The organism is Streptomyces sp. M92 (assembly GCF_028473745.1).
GTDB lineage: Bacteria > Actinomycetota > Actinomycetes > Streptomycetales > Streptomycetaceae > Streptomyces.
Window position 1 is genome coordinate 1,324,948 of record NZ_CP101137.1, and the last position, 18,377, is coordinate 1,343,324.

At 73.0% G+C, this 18,377-nt stretch carries 15 protein-coding genes; 12 read left to right on the top strand and 3 right to left on the bottom strand.

What is annotated here, in order from left to right:
- The first annotated feature begins 3 nt into the window (after window positions 1-3).
- The 10 genes from M6G08_RS05890 to M6G08_RS05935 all read left to right on the top strand — a co-directional run bounded on the left by M6G08_RS05890 (window position 4) and on the right by M6G08_RS05935 (window position 14,660).
- Complete coding sequence (locus tag M6G08_RS05890) at window positions 4-384, top strand: hypothetical protein (protein ID WP_272586127.1); 381 nt, start codon at window positions 4-6, stop codon at window positions 382-384.
- 81 nt (window positions 385-465) lie between these two features.
- Window positions 466-834: a hypothetical protein gene (locus tag M6G08_RS05895; protein ID WP_272586128.1), complete on the top strand. Its 369-nt coding sequence runs from the start codon at window positions 466-468 to the stop codon at window positions 832-834.
- Window positions 835-985: 151 nt separating this feature from the next.
- Window positions 986-2,410, top strand: coding sequence for an ABC transporter substrate-binding protein (locus tag M6G08_RS05900; RefSeq protein WP_272586129.1), 1,425 nt, complete (start codon window positions 986-988; stop codon window positions 2,408-2,410).
- Between the two features lie 4 nt (window positions 2,411-2,414).
- Window positions 2,415-3,779 carry a carbohydrate ABC transporter permease gene (locus tag M6G08_RS05905; RefSeq protein ID WP_272586130.1) on the top strand — a complete coding sequence of 455 codons (1,365 nt, stop codon included), beginning with the start codon at window positions 2,415-2,417 and terminating at the stop codon, window positions 3,777-3,779.
- Complete coding sequence (locus M6G08_RS05910; RefSeq protein ID WP_272586131.1) at window positions 3,776-4,696, top strand: carbohydrate ABC transporter permease; 921 nt, start codon at window positions 3,776-3,778, stop codon at window positions 4,694-4,696. The genes M6G08_RS05905 and M6G08_RS05910 overlap by 4 nt, the downstream gene beginning before the upstream one ends.
- Window positions 4,697-4,858: 162 nt before the next feature.
- Window positions 4,859-7,123: a bifunctional glycosyltransferase/CDP-glycerol:glycerophosphate glycerophosphotransferase gene (locus M6G08_RS05915; RefSeq protein WP_272586132.1), complete on the top strand. Its 2,265-nt coding sequence runs from the start codon at window positions 4,859-4,861 to the stop codon at window positions 7,121-7,123.
- A gap of 154 nt (window positions 7,124-7,277) precedes the next feature.
- Window positions 7,278-9,488 carry a bifunctional glycosyltransferase/CDP-glycerol:glycerophosphate glycerophosphotransferase gene (locus tag M6G08_RS05920; RefSeq protein ID WP_272586133.1) on the top strand — a complete coding sequence of 737 codons (2,211 nt, stop codon included), beginning with the start codon at window positions 7,278-7,280 and terminating at the stop codon, window positions 9,486-9,488.
- A 7-nt stretch (window positions 9,489-9,495) separates the two neighbouring features.
- The gene (locus tag M6G08_RS05925; protein ID WP_272586134.1) at window positions 9,496-11,718 is read left to right on the top strand and encodes a bifunctional glycosyltransferase/CDP-glycerol:glycerophosphate glycerophosphotransferase; all 2,223 of its coding nucleotides are present in this window, start codon (window positions 9,496-9,498) and stop codon (window positions 11,716-11,718) included.
- Window positions 11,715-12,995 carry a hypothetical protein gene (locus M6G08_RS05930; RefSeq protein WP_272586135.1) on the top strand — a complete coding sequence of 427 codons (1,281 nt, stop codon included), beginning with the start codon at window positions 11,715-11,717 and terminating at the stop codon, window positions 12,993-12,995. The genes M6G08_RS05925 and M6G08_RS05930 overlap by 4 nt, the downstream gene beginning before the upstream one ends.
- Before the next feature lie 102 nt (window positions 12,996-13,097).
- On the top strand, window positions 13,098-14,660 hold the full coding sequence (locus M6G08_RS05935) for a hypothetical protein (RefSeq protein WP_272586136.1): 1,563 nt from the start codon (window positions 13,098-13,100) through the stop codon (window positions 14,658-14,660).
- A gap of 24 nt (window positions 14,661-14,684) precedes the next feature.
- On the opposite strand, the gene M6G08_RS05940 is transcribed toward M6G08_RS05935, so the two are convergent.
- Complete coding sequence (locus M6G08_RS05940; protein WP_272586137.1) at window positions 14,685-15,098, bottom strand: organic hydroperoxide resistance protein; 414 nt, start codon at window positions 15,096-15,098, stop codon at window positions 14,685-14,687.
- Between the two features lie 140 nt (window positions 15,099-15,238).
- Here M6G08_RS05940 and M6G08_RS05945 point away from each other — a divergent pair, with 140 nt between their 5' ends.
- Window positions 15,239-15,709, top strand: coding sequence for a MarR family winged helix-turn-helix transcriptional regulator (locus M6G08_RS05945; protein ID WP_272586138.1), 471 nt, complete (start codon window positions 15,239-15,241; stop codon window positions 15,707-15,709).
- Between the two features lie 75 nt (window positions 15,710-15,784).
- Window positions 15,785-16,765 carry a UDP-glucose 4-epimerase GalE gene (gene galE, locus M6G08_RS05950; protein ID WP_272586139.1) on the top strand — a complete coding sequence of 327 codons (981 nt, stop codon included), beginning with the start codon at window positions 15,785-15,787 and terminating at the stop codon, window positions 16,763-16,765.
- A gap of 146 nt (window positions 16,766-16,911) precedes the next feature.
- On the opposite strand, the gene M6G08_RS05955 is transcribed toward galE, so the two are convergent.
- Both M6G08_RS05955 and M6G08_RS05960 read right to left on the bottom strand, forming a co-directional pair.
- A complete protein-coding gene (locus M6G08_RS05955) occupies window positions 16,912-17,295 on the bottom strand; it encodes a cupin domain-containing protein (protein ID WP_272586140.1) in 384 nt (127 codons plus the stop codon).
- 60 nt (window positions 17,296-17,355) lie between these two features.
- Window positions 17,356-18,372 (bottom strand): Fe(II)-2OG oxygenase family protein, encoded by a 1,017-nt coding sequence (locus M6G08_RS05960; protein WP_272586141.1) that lies wholly within the window; start codon window positions 18,370-18,372, stop codon window positions 17,356-17,358.
- Window positions 18,373-18,377 lie beyond the last annotated feature (5 nt).

Here is an 18,377-nt window from a genome sequence, read left to right on the forward strand (position 1 = left end):
AAGATGATCACCACTGATGTCTTCTCCTCCGACCGCACGTTCCGGGTGTGGCAGTACACGATCGCCCACCACTGCCGGGTCCTGCTGCGCAGTTCTCGTCGCACGGAGGACGACACCCGGATCGACGTTCACGTCGGCGGAGTCACGGCCATGTTCCTACGTCCCTCCTACGCACGGATCTCGGTCCGGGTGGGTACGGACGACGAGAGGGACGGCGTCATCTCGGTGGTGGGGCCGGAGCCGTTCGAGCGTGGCGAGGTCCTTCACATGATCGAAGGGGATCGCACGTCCGGATTCATCGTGGGCGGCCCGCTGCAGTACCACGAGTCCCACGCGTCGGATGAGGAGCCTTCCGGGTTCCTTCGCATGCCCCCGACGGAATAGCGGCGTCGACCAAGCGGCCCGGGCTGGCACACCGCCGGCCCGGGCCGCGGCTTGAGCACCCTCACCACGACCTGGAGAGACATGGCAGAGACCTTCCGCTCCGACCGGATCTTCACGCTGTGGCACTACACAGCGGCGCACGGCGACCGTCTGCTCCTGCGAGCCAAGGCCGACGCGACCAGGCCGCGCATCGACCTGCACGTCGACGGCGTCGTGGGGCTGCTGCTCGAACCGGTGTACCGCGGGCTGGTCATCCGGGACGGCACCCCCGCGGAGGTCCAGCGCGTGCGGACCGAGTACGGCGTCCCCCTCGATGGGCCGGTCCGTCTGCACGTGATCGGCGAAGACCGCATGCGGGGCTTCGTCGTGGGCGGCCCGCTGCGGTGGCAGGAGGACCGGGGCGGCACCAGGGACCCCTCGCCCTTCGGCCCGATCCCCGGAACACCGTGACGCAGCCGGGGCGTTGACGCCTCGGTCACGACGCGGTCACGAATCCCCGCCCGACAGCGGAGGCGCTCTTGCCGCCCTCACCCCCCTGGCGTACACCAGAGCCCACGGGACAGCGCCGAACGTTCGACGAGGAACGAAGAACGGGGCAGTGATGCGCACGAGCAGCACCATCCGGACACGCAGGACCGTCGAGAGGGCCGGGAACAGCGCCGCGAAGAGGTCCACCAGGGCCGCCGCGTTCCTCGCCGCCGGAGCCCTCGCCCTCTCGCTCACCGCGTGCGGCGGAGACGACGACAGCGGCGGCGGCGGCGACAAGAAGGGGCAGGGAGACGGCGGCAAGGAAACGGCCGCCACCGTCACCCTTCCCAAGCTGGACGGCGAGAGCCTGGAGGTCGCCGCCGTCTGGACCGGCGCCGAGCAGGAGAACTTCACGAAGGTCCTCGAGGAGTTCGAGAAGCGCACCGGCGCGGAGGTCACCTTCGTGCCGGCCCAGGACCCGATCATCAACTTCCTCGGTTCGAAGGTGGCCGGCGGGGCCCCGCCGGACGTGGCGATGCTCCCCCAGCCCGGTGCCGTCAAGCAGGCCGTCGACAAGGGCTGGGCCAAGCCGCTGGGCGCCGAGGCCACCAAGGAGCTGACGGAGAACTACTCCCAGGGCTGGCAGGACATCGGAAAGGTCGACGGCAAGCAGTACGGGGTCTACTACAAGGCCGCCAACAAGTCCCTGATCTGGTACAACGCGCAGGTCTTCGAGAACGCGGGCGCGGCCGAGCCCAAGACCTGGGACGAGTTGCTCACCACCGCCCAGATGATCTACGACTCGGGCGTCACGCCGTTCTCCGTCGGCGGCGCGGACGGCTGGACCCTCACCGACTGGTTCGAGAACATCTACCTCTCCCAGGCCGGCCCGGAGAAGTACGACCAGTTGGCCAGGCACGAGATCAAGTGGACGGACCCGTCCGTGAAGGAGGCCCTGACCACTCTCGCCGAGGTCTGGGGCAAGAAGGACTACGTGGCGGGCGGCGCGGCCGGCGCGCTGCAGACCGACTTCCCGGCCTCGGTGACGCAGACCTTCACCGGCGGCGCCCAGCCCAAGGCCGCCATGGTCTACGAGGGCGACTTCGTGCAGGTCAACATCGCGGAGACGGACGCGGCGGTCGGCGACGGCGCGAAGGTCTTCCCGTTCCCGGCGGTCGGCGACAGCGCGCCGGTGGTCTCCGGAGGTGACGCGGCGGTGATCCTGGAGGACTCGAAGGCGGCGCAGGCGCTGGCCACCTGGCTGGCCTCCCCGGACGCGGCGGCGATCCACGCGGGGCTCGGCGGCTACCTCTCGCCGAACAAGAACCTGGACACGTCGGCGTACCCGAACGACGTGCAGCGGAAGATCGCCGAGGCGCTGGTCTCGGCCGGTGACGACTTCCGCTTCGACATGTCGGACCAGGCCCCGCAGGCCTTCGGCGGCACGCCCGGCAAGGGCGAGTGGAAGGCGCTCCAGGACTTCCTGAAGAACCCGTCCGACGTCGAGGGCGCGCAGCGCCGGCTGGAGGCGGACGCGGCCGCCGCCTACGGAGGCTGACGCGATGGCGCCGGCCACGGCGGCAGGGGCTTCCCGGGGCCCTGCCGCCCCCCAGAGTCCCGGGTCACCCAAGTCGCGCAGGAGCGTGACCGGCACCCGCAGGACCGTGGCGGTGCTGTTCCTGCTCCCCGCCCTGGTGCTGCTCGGCGCGCTCGTGGTCTACCCGATCGGGTACTCGCTGATCCGCAGCTTCTACGACCAGTCCGGCGACTCCTTCGCCGGGCTCGACAACTACCAGGCGCTCTTCACCGACGACGGCATCCGCACCGCGCTGAAGAACAACGTCATCTGGGTGGTGTTCGCGCCGACGGTCGCCACCGCCCTCGGCCTGATCTTCGCGGTGCTGACCGAACGGGTGCGCTGGGGCACGGCGTTCAAGCTGGTCGTCTTCATGCCGATGGCGATCTCGATGCTGGCGGCCGGGATCATCTTCCGGCTCGTCTACGACCAGGACCCGGACAAGGGCGTCGCGAACGCGGTCTGGGTCGGGGTGCACGACACGTTCGCCGAGTCGTCCGCGTTCCCGAAGGCCCACCCGGGCCGCGAGTCGCCGCTGGAACCGGCCGGCGGCGGCGCGTTCATCACCAAGGAACCGGTCAGTGCGGGTCAGACCGTCGTCCTGCCCCTCGTCGGCGTCGCCCCCGACGTGATGCCGGACGGCGCCGAGAAGGCAGTGCCCGCCCAGCCCGAGGACGGGAAGATCACCGGCACCACCTGGCAGGACTTCACCCGCGGCAAGGGCGTCGGGCAGCTCAACGGCGTCGACGCCGCCGAACTGGGCTACGCCGGGATGAAGATCGAGGCGGTGAAGGACGGCGAGGTCGTCGCGTCCACCACGGCGGCCGGCGACGGCACCTTCAGCCTCCCCGCGGCGGCCGACGGGGCGCGGCTGAGGCTCCCCGCCGACAACTTCAAGGAGCCCTACAACGGCCTGAGCTGGCTCGGCCCCTCCCTCGTCACCCCGGCCATCATCGGGTCGTACGTATGGATGTGGGCGGGCTTCGCGATGGTGCTGATCGCGGCGGGGCTGGCCGGCGTGCCCCGCGAGCTCCTGGAGGCGGCACGGGTCGACGGTGCCAACGAGTGGCAGGTCTTCAGACGGGTCACGGTGCCGCTGCTGGCGCCGGTCCTCGCGGTCGTCGTCGTCACCCTGATGATCAACGTGCTGAAGGTCTTCGACCTGGTCTTCATCATCGCCCCGGGCTCCTCCCAGGACGACGCGAACGTCCTCGCCCTGGAGCTGTACCGCAAGGGCTTCGCCTCGGACCAGCCGGGCGTCGCCAGCGCCATCGCGGTGTTCCTGCTGCTCCTGGTCATCCCGGTCATGTGGTTCAACGTACGGCGGCTGCGGCGGGAGGTGCGGCGATGACCGCTCAGGCGGGTTCCCTCACCGAGGCGGCACCGGGGCCCGGCGGCGGCACCGCCGTCAGGGCGAGGCGGTCACTGGGTGCCCGGCTCGCCGAGCGCGTCAGCGGCGGGCTGGTCCAGGTGTTCCTGATCGTCGTCGGCCTGTTCTGGCTGGTCCCGACGATCGGTCTGCTGCTGTCCTCGCTGCGCACACCCCGGGACATGGCGGCCAGCGGCTGGTGGGAGGTCCTCACCAAGCCGTCGCAGCTCACCTTCCAGAGCTACGAGGAGCTGCTCAAGAACGGCGACATCACCTCCTCCCTCCTCAACACCGCGCTGATCACGGTCCCGGCGACGGTCCTGGTCGTGGTCATCGGCTCGCTCGCGGGGTACGCCTTCGCGTGGATGGACTTCCCGGGCCGCGACTGGTGGTTCCTGGCCGTGGTCGGGCTGCTCGTCGTCCCCGTCCAGGTGGCGCTGATCCCGATCGCGGAACTCTTCGGCAAGGTCGGGCTGTTCGGCTCGGTCGTCGGTGTGGTCCTCTTCCACGTCGGCTTCGGCCTGCCGTTCGCGATCTTCCTGCTGCGGAACTTCTTCGCGGAGATCCCCAGGGAGCTGCTGGAGGCGGCCCGGCTGGACGGCGCGGGTGAACTGCGGCTGTTCGTGCGGGTCGTGATGCCGCTGGGCGGGCCCGCGATCGCGAGCCTGGGCATCTTCCAGTTCCTGTGGGTGTGGAACGACATGCTGGTCGCGCTGATCTTCTCGGACGCCGGGAGCCAGCCGATCACGGTCGCCCTGCAGACGCAGGTACGGCAGTTCGGCAACAACATCGACATCCTGGCGCCGGGTGCCTTCATCTCCATGGTGATCCCGCTGGCCGTGTTCTTCGCGTTCCAGCGGCAGTTCGTCTCCGGCGTGATGGCGGGCGCGGTCAAGTAAGCGACGGAAAGACACCCTTGAGGGGGCGGGCCGGTCACCGGCCCGCCCCCTCTCCGGCTTGCGCGTCGTCCCCCGAATGCCGCAGGGGCCGTAACCAAGTCACTCCACTGGCCGTTCCCGGGCCGAACGCCCGCGCCGATCCCGCCGACCCATGGATGTCCCGTGCCCAGGTTCAGTGTCATCGTCCCCGCGCACCAGGTGCAGGCGTATCTGCCCGCCTGCCTGGAATCGGTGCTGTCCCAGTCGTACCCGGACTTCGAGCTGATCGTGGTCGACGACTGCTCGCCGGACGCCTGCGGCGAGATCGCCGACGAGTTCGCGACCCGCGACGCCCGGGTGCGCGCCCTGCACCTGCCGCGCAACGGCGGGCTCGGCCCGGCCCGCAACGCGGGCATGGAGCGGGCCGGCGGCGACTACCTGGTCTTCCTCGACGGCGACGACACGCTCACCCCGCACGCGCTGCGGGCGATCGCCGACCGGATCAAGGAGACCGGGGAGCCGGACGTCCTGGTCTACGACTACGCGCGCACGTACTGGACGGGCGAGGCGGTCCGCAACCAGGCCGCCGCCCACCTCACCGAGCGGGGCCCGGCGCCGTTCCGGCTCACCGACCGGCCGGAGCTGCTGAAGCTGCTCATGGTGGCCTGGAACAAGACGGTGCGGCGCGAGTTCGCCGAGCGCGAGGGCTTCGCCTTCCCGCCGGGCTACTACGAGGACACCCCGTGGACCTACCCGGTCCTGATGACTGCGGAGTCCGTCGCCACCCTGGACCGGGTCTGCGTCCACTACCGGCAGCGCGGCCACGGCAGCATCCTGGGCACGCCGAGCGAGCGCCACCTGGACGTCTTCGCCCAGTACGACCGGGTCTTCGCGTTCCTGGAGTCGAACCCGGAGCTGGACCGCTGGCGGCCGGTGCTCTACCGCCGCATGGCCGACCACCTGACGACGGTCTTCACCCGCCCCGACCGCGTCCCGCGCCGGCTGCGCGCCGAGTTCCTGCGCCGGGCCCGCGTCCACTGCCGCCGCTACCGGGTCCCCGGCGCCTCCGCCCCGCGGCCCGTGCGGCTGCGCCACGCCCTGCTCCGGCTGGGCCTGGGCCGCACCTGGCGGACCCTGCGGCTGGCCTCCGCCCTGCGCCGCCGGACGGTGAAGGCCACCGCCCGGCTGCTGCGCGCCGTACGAGCGGTCGCCCTGCGCGCCCACTACCGCGTCCAGCGCTGCCTGCCCCTGAGCGACCGTGCCGTCTTCGCCGCCGACGGCGAGCGGGGCCACGGGGGCAACCCGGGCGCGCTGGAGGAGGCCTTCCGCGACCTGGCGCCGCACATCCGCACGGCGTGGTCCGCCGCCCCCGCGCACCACCACACCATCCCGACCGGCACCCGCCGTCTGACCCCCGGCACGGCCGCCCACTGGACGGCGCTGGCCCGCTCCCGCTACCTGGTGCACGACGCCGCCTTCGACGCCGGCCTGGTCCGGCGCAAGGGCCAGGTCCTGATCCAGACGCGGGGCGGGACGCCCTTGAAGCACATGGGCCTGGACCTGCGGGAACGCCCGGCCGCCGCGGGCCGCGCCGACTTCGCGCGGCTGCTGCGCGACTCCGGCGCCTGGGACTACGTCGTCTCCGCCAACCGCCACTCCACCCTCACCTGGGAACGCGTCCACCCCGGCCGCTACACCACGCTGGAGTACGGCCAGCCCCGCACCGACGTGTTCCAGCGGGCGACGCCCGCGGACGTGGCCCGGCTGCGCGAGACCCTCGGCATTCCCGCGGACACGGTCGCGATCCTGTACGCGCCCACCCACCGCGACTACCGGCGCACCCAGCGCGCCGCCCTGGACCTGGAGCGCGTCGTCACCCGCCTCGGCCCGCGCTTCATGGTGCTGGCCCGCGCCCACCCCCTTGCCGGCGGCCCGCTCGCCGAGTCCGCCGGCCGGGTCCTCGACGTCAGCGGCCACCCGAGCGTGGAGTCCCTGTGCCTGGCCTCGGACACCCTCGTCACCGACTACTCGGCACTGATGTTCGACTACGCGGGCCTGGACCGGCCGATCGTGATCCACGCCGACGAGCCGGAGGCGTACGAGGCGGCCCGCGGCACCTACTTCGACCTGCGCGACTTCCCCCCGGGCGCGATCGTCCGGGACGAGGACGAACTGATCGGTGTCTTCGCCGGCGGGCACTGGCGCGGCGCCCGGTCCACGCAGCTCAGGGCCGCTTTCCGGGAGCGGTTCTGCCCGCACGACGACGGCCGCGCCGCTGAACGCGTCGTACGCCGTGCGGTGCTCGGCCAGACGGGCCCGGACCTCCCGCCGGTCGTGCCGCCCGCCGAACGCCGGCCCGTGCCCTCCGCCGCGGCGGGCCTCGCGCGCGCCCCGCTGGCGACCGTGCCGCAACCGGCGGGGCCCCGCACCGTCACCGACGGCCTCTGACCGCCGTTTGTCCACTGGGAGTCCACATGCCCCGCGGCTCGTCGCGGCCCGCTCCGTCCCGGCCGCCCGTCCGGCGGCCCACGGGACGGCCGGGCCGGCTGGATCTGCGGGACGGCGGCTCCCGACGGACCAGGACAACGAGAGAAAGAGCAGCATGCCCCGCTTCAGCATCATCGTCCCGTCCCATGGGGTCGCGGGGCGGCTCTCCCAGGCGCTGGATTCGGTACTCGCCCAGGCCTTCGGCGACTTCGAGCTGATCCCGGTGGCCGACACCGCGGACCGGGCCGCGGCGGACGTCGTCGGGGAGCGCGCCGAGCGGGACTCCCGGGTGGCGCCGGTGCACTCGCCGCCGTCGGCCGGCCTGGCCGGGGCACGCAACGCGGGGATGCGGGCGGCGACCGGCGCGTACCTGCTGTTCCTCGACGGCGACGACATCCTCGTCCCGGGCGCGCTGGCGGCGCTGGACGGGCGGCTGGCGGACACCGACGGCGTGGACGTCCTGTACTTCGAGCACGAGCGGATGCCCTGGTGGGAGGGCGAGCCGGCCAACCCGGCGGCCCCGCTGCTGGCCAAGGCCCCCGAGGGCGCCTTCGCCCCGGCGGACGCCCCGCACCTGACCGGCGTGCTCCTGCCCGCGTGGAGCGCGGCCTACCGCCGCACCTTCCTGGCCGAACGGCGGCTGGCCTTCCCCGACGGCCACTTCACCGACGTCGGCTTCGGCCCCCTGGTCGCGGCGCGCGCCGAGCGCGTGACGGTGCTGCGCTCCGTCGTCGTACGCCACCGGATCCGGCGGCAGGGCAACCGGCTGAACCTGCCCGGCGAGCACCACGCACAGCTCCTGGACCAGGCTGAGCTGGTGCTCGCGCACGCCGCCGAACGGGGGCTGCCGGACGCGCGGCGCGGACCGCTGTTCGAGCAGCTCTTCGCCGCGATCCTGAAGACCGCCACCCACCCGCGGCGCCTGACCCGACGGCAGCGCCGCGCCTTCTTCCGCCGGGCGAGCCGCCTCTACTGCCGCCACCGCCCCGCCGGTTTCCGGGCACCGGGCGGCCGGCTCGGCGTACAGCACCGGCTGCTGTCGTCCGGGTCCTACGGCGCCTTCCGCGCCCTGCGCGCCGCCAACCGGGCGGCCGGCGGTGTCCTCGGACGCCTGCCGCGCCCGCACGGCCTGCGCACCCGCCTGAGCTACCGCCGCCACCTGCGCCGCCCGCTGGACCCGGACCTCGTCGTGTACTGCGCGTACTGGGGCCGCGGCTACGCCTGCAACCCGGCCGCGATCCACGCCAAGGCCCGCGAACTCGCCCCGCACCTGCGCTCGGTGTTCCTGGTCGAGCCGGACCAGGCGCACACCCTGCCCGAGGACGTCGACCACGCCGTCATCGGCAGCCACCGCTACTGGGAGGTGCTGGCCCGCGCCAAGTACCTGGTCAACAACGCCAACTTCGCCGAGGGCGTCGTCAAGCGCCCCGGCAGCGTGCACGTGCAGACCCAGCACGGCACCCCGCTGAAGACCATGGGCGTCGACCAGTCCACGTACCCGGTGGTGGCGGCCGCGAGCGGCAGCTTCACCAAGCTGCTGGGCCGCGTGGACCGCTGGGACTACAACCTCTCCGCCAACCGCCACTCCACCCGGATGTGGGAGCGCGCCTACCCGGGCTCCTACGAGCAGCTGGAGTACGGCTACCCGCGCAACGACGTCTACTGCACGGCGACCGCCGAGGACGTCGCCCGCGTCCGGCGCGAACTCGGCGTCCCGGAGGGCAGGACGGCCGTCCTCTACGCGCCCACGCACCGCGACTGGGCGGCGGGGTTCGAAACGGGCGCCCTGGACCTGGAGGCCTTCTGCGAGGCGGCGGGCGAGGACGTGGTCGTACTGCTGCGCGCCCACTACTTCTACGACCGGGGCGACAGGCGCGCCCGCACCGGCCGGGTCATCGACGTGACCGCGCACCGCTCGGCCGAGGACGTGTGCCTGGCCGCCGACGCGCTGATCACCGACTACTCGTCGATCATGTTCGACTACGCCAACCTGGACCGGCCGATCGTCGTGTACGCCGACGACTGGGAGGTCTACCGGGAGACCCGCGGCGTCTACTTCGACCTGATGGCCGCCCCGCCCGGACCGGTGGCGCGCACGCCGGAGGAGCTGGCCCGCGTCTTCCGCGACGGTTCGTACGCGGACCGCGGGTCGGCGGCGCTGCGGGCCGCCTTCCGGGAGCGGTTCTGCGAGTTCGACGACGGCCGGGCCGCCGAGCGCGTCGTACGCCGGGTGCTGCTGGGCGAGCCGCCCGAGTCGCTGCCGCCGGTGGTCCCGCTCGCCGAGCGCGTCCCGGCCCCCGCCGCCGCCACCCTCGTGAGGAGCTGATCCCGCCATGCCCCGCTTCAGCGTCATCGTCCCCTGCTTCAAGGTGCAGGGCTTCCTGCGCGAGTGCCTGGACTCCGTGCTGGACCAGTCGTACCGGGACATCGAGGTCGTCGCCGTGGACGACTGCTCCCCGGACGACTGCGGCACCATCCTCGACGAGTACGCCGCCGCGGACGAGCGGGTGCGCGTGCTGCACCTGGAGGAGAACGCCGGACTCGGCCGGGCCCGCAACGCCGCTCTGCCGCACGCCACCGGCGACTACCTCTTCTTCCTCGACAGCGACGACACCCTCACCCCGGGCGCCCTGCGCGCGATGGCCGACCGGCTGGCGGAGGCGGACGACCCGGACGTCCTGGTCTTCGACTACGCCCGCACCTACTGGTGGGGCGGCACCCGGCGCAACGTCCTCGCCCACGTGCTCGCCGCCACCGACGAGACCTTCACCGCCGCCGAGCGCCCCGAGATCCTCGACCTGCTGATGGTGGTGTGGAACAAGGTCTACCGGCGTGACTTCGTCGAGCGGGAGGGCTTCACCTTCCCGCCGGGCTACTACGAGGACACGCCCTGGACCTTCCCGGTCATGTTCGCGGCCGGGCGGATCGCCACCCTGGACCGCGTCTGCCTGAACTACCGGCAGCGCCGCCAGGGCAACATCCTGTCCACCACCAGCCGCAAGCACTTCGACGTGCACGCGCAGTACGAGCGGGTCTTCGCGTTCCTCGACGACCGCCCGGAGCTGGCCCGCTGGCGGCCGTTCCTGCACGCCAAGATGGGCGAGCACTGCCTGGACGTCCTGTCCAAGCCGGACCGGCTGCCGCCGGCGGACAAGGCGGAGTTCTTCCGCCGCACCGCCGAGATGTTCCGGGAGTACCGGCCCGAGGGCGCCGAGATCCCGGCCGAACTGCGCGTGCTGGAGCACGGGTACGCCGCCTACCGGCTGCGGCGCGAGTCCGGCCGGGCGGGCCGGGAGCTGGGGCGCCGGGCGCGGCAGGCGCGCGGGGCGGCCGCCGGGCGCCTGGCGCGGGTGCGGACGGCAGTGAACACGCGCCGCCCGCTCGACGCGGAACTCGTCGTGTACTCGGCCTTCTCCCACCGGGGCGTACTGGGCGACCCGGCGGCGATCCACCGCAAGGCCCGCGAGATCGCCCCCCACCTGCGCGGGGTGTGGGTGGTGGGCGGCGAGGAGGAGGCGGCGGCGCTGCCGCCGGACACCGAGCACGTGCTCCTCGGCAGCGCGGACTACCACCGGGCGGTCGCGCGGGCCGGGTTCCTCGTCAACAACGTCAACTGGCCCTGGGCCGTGCCCAAGCGGCCGGACAGCGTCCACATCCACACCCACCAGGGCACCCCGCTCAAGTACATGGGCGCCGACCTGCTGGGCCGGCCCGGCGCCCGGCACGGCATGGACGTGCCGCAGATGCTGCGGCGGGCCGACCGCTGGGACCACAGCCTGGTCGCGAGCCGCTACGCGGAACGGATGTGGGAGCGGGCGTACCCCTGCCACTTCGCGTCCGCGCGCACCGGCAGCCCGCGCAACGACGTGCTGGTGAACGCCGGTCCGGAGGCGGGCCGCCGGACGCGCGAGCGGCTCGGCGTCCCCGAGGGGCACACCGTGGTGCTGTACGCGCCGACCCGCCGCGAGTACCGGCGGGGCGGGTACGTGGAGCGGTTCGACCCGGCCCGGCTGGCCGCCGACCTCGGTGAGGGCCACACCCTGGTGGTGCGGCTGCACCCGTCGCTGGCCGGCGGCCCGGCGCGCGGCATGGGCCTGGCGGAGCTGCACCGGCGGGGCGTGCTGATCGACGCGACCGACGAGCCGCACGTCGAGGACCTGATGCTCGCCTCCGACCTGCTGATCACCGACTACTCGGCCCTGATGTTCGACTACGTCCTCCTGGACCGGCCCGTGCTGATCCACGCGGACGACTGGGCCGCCTACACGGCGAGCCGCGGCGCCTACTTCGACGTCACCGCCGAGGCACCCGGCCATGTCTCCCGCTCCTACCGGGAGCTGGCGTGGCTGCTGACCTCCGGCGCCTGGCGGGACGAGGAGGCGGCGCGGCTCAGGGCGGCGTTCCGGGCCCGGTTCTGCGAGTACGAGGACGGCCGGGCCGCCGAGCGGGTGGTGCGGACGCTGCTGCTGGGCGAGCCGATGCCGGAGCCCGCCGGGGTGCCCGGAGCCCGGTCCGTCCCGGCCGTCCCCGGCCGCGATCTGCTGGCCTCGTCATGAGGCCGCGCACCTGGGTGCTGGTCCTGGCCGCGGTCTTCGCCCTGCTCCAGCTGGCGAACGTCACCGGCCGGGACACCCCCGACACCAAGAACTACCTGTCGTACGCCCTGAGTCTGGCCGGTGGCGGCAAGCGCGGGGTGGCCGCGGACACCATCGACTACGTGTGCGCGAGCAAGGCGTCGACGGCCCGCCGCGACCAGAGCGTGCACGTGGTCCGCTTCCACCGCCCCGACCCCACCGACCGGGTGACGGCCGACTGCCGGGAGCGGGAGTGGCGGCAGGTGGAGCCGAGGCTCGCGGCCGGGCAGACCGGCGGGCACACCGTGCCCTACATGACGGAACGCTTCATGCGGATCTTCGAGGCGCGGCCCGGCTACCCGCTGTTCCTGGTGCCCTTCGTCGTGCTCCTCGGGGCGACGTGGGGGCTGTGGGCGGCGGGTGTGGTCATCGCCTGCGCGGGTGGTGTCCTGGTCTTCCTGATCCTGCGCACCCTGTCCGTGCCGGTGCCGCTCGCGCTGACCGGGCAGGCGCTGTACTACGTGCTGCCGTGCGGGACGACGGCCATGCGGCCGATGACCGAGGGCCTGCTGATGGCGCTGACGCTGGCGGCGGTGTGGGGGTGCGCGCTGGTGCTGCGGGCCGGGCGGGCGCGGGCCGGTTACGCGCTGGTCGGCGGTTCGCTGCTCGCGCTGTTCACCGTGAAGCACTCGCAGGCGCTGTTCCTCGGGGTGTGCCTGGCGGCGGCGGGCGCGCTGCTCGCGCTGCGGCGACGCCGGCGGGGGCGGCCGGCGGGCCGGGAGGTGCTCGTGCTCGCGGCGGTCGGCCTGGCGGGCGCCGTCGGCACCATGGCGCTGTCGCGGCTGCTGCACTACCCGTCGGTCTCCGACAGCCTCCAGGACCTGCTGACCGGGCACTTCGCCCGGCCGGACCGAGCGGACCCGTGGCCGGAGTTCTGGCAGTTGCAGGGCAACTTCTGGGTGGAGTGGCTGCGGCGGCAGGCGTGGGAGCCGCTGTTCGCGGCGGCGCTGGGCGCCGGGGCGTGGGGTGCGCTGCGGCGCGGCGGGGCGGTCGGGGTCTTCCTGGTCGCGGCGGCGTTCACCGGCATCCTGACGCAGGCGGGGCACCCGGACATCAACATCTGGGGCGAGCGGCTGATCGTGCTGGCCTGGCTGCTGCCGGTGGTGGGCGTCCCACTGCTGCTGGAGCCGGTGGTGCGGGCCGGCCGGGTGGCGCTGCCGGCGCAGGGGCAGGCCGAACGGGCGCGCGTGGCCGACTGAACGGTCACTCGATGCGGTGACGTGAGGTCGTGTCGTTGACCTCGACGGAGCCACCGGGAACATACGGCAAATGCCCCGAATGTCCCACCCTTCGCACGTCCCGTGAGCGCCGGTGTCCTCGTCCGGCGGCCCGTGCGCGGTGCCACGGCGCTGCGCGGCGGCCGGTCCTGGCGCCCCACCCCGTACCAGGCCGTCGGTTTCCTGTTTTTCCTGGTGATGACGCTGGCGTACTGGGCGGTGCCGCTGTGCTGCGACGCCGGCCAGCACGCGGCCGTCGTCGAGCGCCTGAAGGCGAACCCCCTGAGTCCCCGCCACCCGATGGCCGACCTGCCGGGCGCGGGCAGCGCGTACTACTCGCCGTACGCGGTGGCGCAGGGCCTGTTCGCCCGGCTGACCGGGCTGGGCGGCTGGGAGGTGGTGCGGCTCGCCGGGCCGCTGAACCTGCTGGTCCTGCTGACCGGCCTCGGCCGCTTCGTGCGGGTGCTGAGCCCGCGGCCGTGGGCGCCGGTGCTGGCGCTGGGCGCGATGACGCTGCTGTGGGGCACCGAGCGGGCCTGGTGGAGCGGCTACCTCGGGCTGATGTCGATGACGGGCAACCTCGGCTACCCGTCGGCGTTCGCGATCGGGCTCACCTTCTGGGCCTGGGCGCTGACGGGCGCACGGGCCCGGGACGAGCGCCGGGTGCGGTACGTGGGCCCGAGCGGCCTGCGCGGGCTGCCCGGTTACGCGGGCCTCGGCCTCCTCTACGGCCTGGTCCTCCTCGTCCACCCGATCACGGCGGTGGCGGCGGCGCTGGGCGCGGTGGCGCTGGTGACCGGGTGGCAGCGCCGGTGGCGGGGGCCGGTCGTCGGGCGGTGGGCGCTGACGGGCGCGGTGGCGGCGGCGTCGGCGGCGCTGTGGCCGTACTTCGACGTGTTCGCGCTGGCCGGGGACGACAGTGTGGACGCCATGCACCGCGTGCTCTACCTGGAACTTCCCGGGGAGTTCTGGCTGGCGCTGCTCGGGCTGCCGGCGCTGTGGCGGCGAGGCCGGGCGTCGGTGCGTGATCCGCTGGTGCTGCTCTTCGTGCTGGACTGCGCGGTGGTGGCGTACGGCTGGTTCGGCGGCCACTACACCTACGGCCGCATCCTCGGGCTGACGCTGGTGCCGTTGCAGTTCGCGCTGGCGGTGGAGCTGGCGGCGCCCCGGCCGTGGGGGTGGTGGCGCAGGGCGCTGGGCTCGGCGGCGGCCGCGGGGGCACTGCTGGGCTTCCTCACGGTGCAGGCGGGGGCGGTGGTGCCGCGGGCGCTGGACCCGGTCGGTTTCGAGCAGCCGCCGAACTGGCCGACGTACGAGTGGGCGGCGCGGCACATCGGCCCCGGCGAGGTCGTGATCACCGACGGCTACTACGCGGGGCACGCCATCGCCGGGTACGGGCCGAACCTCGCGGCGCCCGCCTGGCCGGACCCGTCGCTGGACGAGCGGGAGCGCGGTCGGCGGGTGGCCGACGTGGAGGCCTACCTCGACCCCGGCTCGACCCGCGCCGAGCGCACCGCGATCGTCCGCCGGTACGACGTCCGCTGGCTGCTGCTCACCCGCTGGCAGCCGGTGCCCGCGGAGGCGGTGGTGGTGGCGTGGAGCGAGCGGACGGGCGAGGTGCTGGCGCGGGTGGGGGCCGGGGGCTGACCGGCGGAGCCCGCCGGGGGCCGGCTACTCGATGACCAGCTCGACCGGGATGTTCCCCCGGGTGGCGTTGGAGTAGGGGCAGACCTGGTGGGCCTGCTCGACCAGCTTGCGGCCGGTCTCCTCGTCCAGGCCCTCGGGCAGCTCGACCCGCAGCGTGACGGCGAGCGCGAAACCCTCGCCCTGCTTGCCGATGCCGACCTCGGCGGTCACCGCGGCGTCGCCGACGTCGGCCTTGGCCTGCCGGCCGACCAGGCCGAGGGCGCTGCCGAAGCAGGCGGCGTACCCGGCGGCGAACAGCTGCTCGGGATTGGTGCCCTGCCCGTTGCCGCCCATCTCGACGGGGACGCCGAGTGCGAGGTCGAGGGTGCCGTCGGAGCTGACGGCGCGGCCGTCGCGGCCGTGGGTGGCGGTGGCGGCGGCGGTGTAGATGGCGTCCATGGGAGAACCGTCCCTCTCGGTGCGGGGGAAGCGTCGTGGCGACGCCTGACGAGGACAAGTAGAGCACGCAATTCAATCGAGCACAACTACATTGCGCACAACTCAATGGCGCGCAAAACCCGTCGGCTACCCTGGAGGACATGACCCCGCCCGCAACGGACTGGCTCCGCCTGGACCAGCAGATCTGCTTCTCCCTGAACGCGGCATCGCGCGCCTTCAACGGCGTCTACCGCGTGGTCCTCAAGGACCTCGGCCTCACCTACCCGCAGTACCTGGTGATGCTGGTGCTGTGGGAGCACGGGGAGCTGCCGGTGAAGAAGCTCGGCGAGCACCTGCGCCTCGACTCCGGCACGCTGTCGCCGCTGCTCAAGCGACTGGAAGCGGCCGGCCTGGTCCGCCGGGAGCGCAGCGCGCGCGACGAGCGGTCCGTGGAGGTCCGGCTCACCGGTGAGGGCGCGGCGCTGCGCGAGCGGGCTACCGAGGTACCGCGCCGGATCGCGACGGCGACCGGGCTGGACCTCGCGGAGGTCCAGGACCTGCGCGCCCGCCTCGACCGGCTCACGGCGGCCCTGGACACGTACGGCACCGAAGCGGCCCCCACCGCGTCCTGACGTGTGCGGGGCCCGTCGGGCACCGGGATGACGGATCATGACCACCAAGGACCACTGACGAGGGGACGGCCGCACATGACCTGGCTGATCACCGGCGGCGCCGGATACATCGGAGCGCACGTCGTACGGGCGATGTCCGAGGCGGGCGAGAAGGCGGTCGTGTACGACGACCTGACCTCCGGCATCGCCGAGCGGGTGCCGGACGGCGTCCCCGTGGTGGTGGGCTCGGTCCTGGACGGCGAACGGGTCGCCCGCGCCCTCACCGACCACTCCGTCACCGGTGTGGTGCATCTGGCCGCGAAGAAACAGGTCGGCGAGTCGGTGGAGCTGCCGCTGCGGTACTACCGGGAGAACGTCGAGGGCCTGCGCGTCCTGCTGGACGCGGTCACCGCGGCCGGCGTCCCGTCCTTCGTCTTCTCCTCCTCGGCTGCGGTGTACGGCATGCCCGACGTGGACCTGGTGACGGAGGAGACGCCGTGCCTGCCCATGTCGCCGTACGGCGAGACCAAGCTGGCCGGCGAATGGATGGTGCGCGCGACCGGCCGGGCGACGGGCCTGTCCACGGCCTCCCTGCGCTACTTCAACGTGGCGGGCGCCGCGAGCCCGGAACTCGCCGACACGGGCGTCCACAACCTCGTCCCGATGGTCTTCGAGAAGCTGACCGAGTCCGCGGCCCCCCGCATCTTCGGCGACGACTACGCGACGCCGGACGGCACCTGCGTCCGCGACTACATCCACGTGATCGACCTGGCCGAGGCCCACGTCGCCGCCGCCCGCGCCCTGCGGTCCGCCCCGGGCCGCTCCCTCACCCTCAACATCGGCCGGGGCGAGGGCGTCTCCGTCCGCGAGATGATCGACCGCATCAACGCCCTCACCGGCCACGACCACCCGCCGACGGTCACCCCCCGCCGCCCCGGCGACCCGGCCCGGGTGGTCGCCTCGGCCGACCGCGCCGCCGCCGAACTGGGCTGGAAGGCCAAGTACGACGTCGAGGACATGATCACGTCGGCGTGGGCGGGCTGGGTGCGGCTGCATCCGGGGGCGGCGCGGGACTGAGACCGCCGAATCAGCGGGAGAAGCCGTTCGCCGTCGCGTGAACCGGCGGTACCGCGCGGGCCCCCACGTCTCGTGCCCATGGGCCGGGTGCGGCGCGCGGCCGGCCCCGTGTCAGGGGCCGGCCGGCGCGTTCCCTCGGTGCCTGGTCAGAGCGGCTGGACCGGCTGTTCCCAGACGACCAGCGCCAGGCAGCCCTTGGGGCTGCGCGGGGTGTGCACGCTGCCCGGCGGCATGTTCAGCAGGCTGCCGGCCGGGTGGATCCCGGCCTCCGTCTCCAGTTCACCGCTGAGCACGTAGATCAGCTCGCAGCCCGGGTGACGGTGTGTCTGTGCCTTCGCCCCCGGCAGGTACCGGACCACGGCTGCGGCCGGTCCGCCCTCGCCCGTCTGCTCGGGCCCGTAGAGCCGGTGGATCTCGGCGTTCGTGCGCCCGTCCGCGGTCAGCGGCCGGAAGTCGAGGTCCGCCTCTCCGAGGTCACCGGAGGCCAGGACGGAGAAGAGCAGGGGAAGGTTCTCGGACTGAACGGTCATGTCGGCCTCTCCAGGATCTGTCGGCGTCGCGCGGCTGAGTGATGTGGGGACGGGCGGGTGTCACGTGCCGTCACCGACGCGGCCCGGCACACCGTCGATCCACCGGTCCGCGTAACGGTCGGCCGCCGCCTGGTCACGGAAGGCGTACGTCTTCAGCAGCCAGCGCTGCCGGGCCCGCTCGGGGTCGTTGATCTCCATCTTGTCCCGGCAGTGCAGGCCGTCCTGGTTCGCGAAGGTGAAGAGGTCGCCGGTCTGGATCCGGTGCCGGGTCTTGTCGGCCCGTACCAGCGCGTTCTTCAGGGCGAGCAACGCGTCCTTGGCCTCCGGCGGGCTGGTCTCGGTCACCGTGGTGGTGGTGTCCAGGTAGCGGAAGCTGTGGTCGTTCTCGAGGATCGCGTGGTCCTCCGAGACGCTGAGCGCGCCGTTGTTGTCCCGGGAGAACACGTCGTAGGGCGTGATGAAGAAGGGCTGGCGCAGCACCCTCTGCTGTTCCTCGGTGAGGTGGGTCAGCAGGTCCCTGCCGTCCACGAACCCGGTGTAGATGTAGTCGGCTCCGTCGGGGCAGCGCATGCCGAGCAGGGAGATGAAGTCGGCCCGCACCGGGTGTGCCGTACGTTCGTTGTGGTAGACGAGCTCGCTGTCGCTGAACCCGGTCTGCAGCCCGCTGTACTTGTTGATCGCGATGACGTCGACGAAGAACGCCCCGTTGAACCGGGTCCCGTACGACAGCAGCGGGGTGGCGACGAGCTTCCCGAACAGGGCCAGGAAGGCCTCACCCACGAACGTGCGCTTCTTGGCGTGCTTGTCCGTGATCGGGTCGTCCAGGTCGAGCAGCGGGATGTTCTCGTCGAGGGGGCAGTTGCGCAGGACGTGCGCCTGTGAGCCGCCGGCGGCACGTTCCTCGCGGATGCGGTCGCACACCTCGACCAGGTAGGCGGGCACCTCACCGCTGTCGACGAGGTCCGCTGTCGCGGCGTCGAACGCGACGATGTCGTCGTACGGGTTCTTGGGCAGTTCCTTGAGCAGTTCCCTCAGCGAGTCCCGGTCGGTGTCGGAAAAGGTGTAAAAGGGCTCCACTTTCG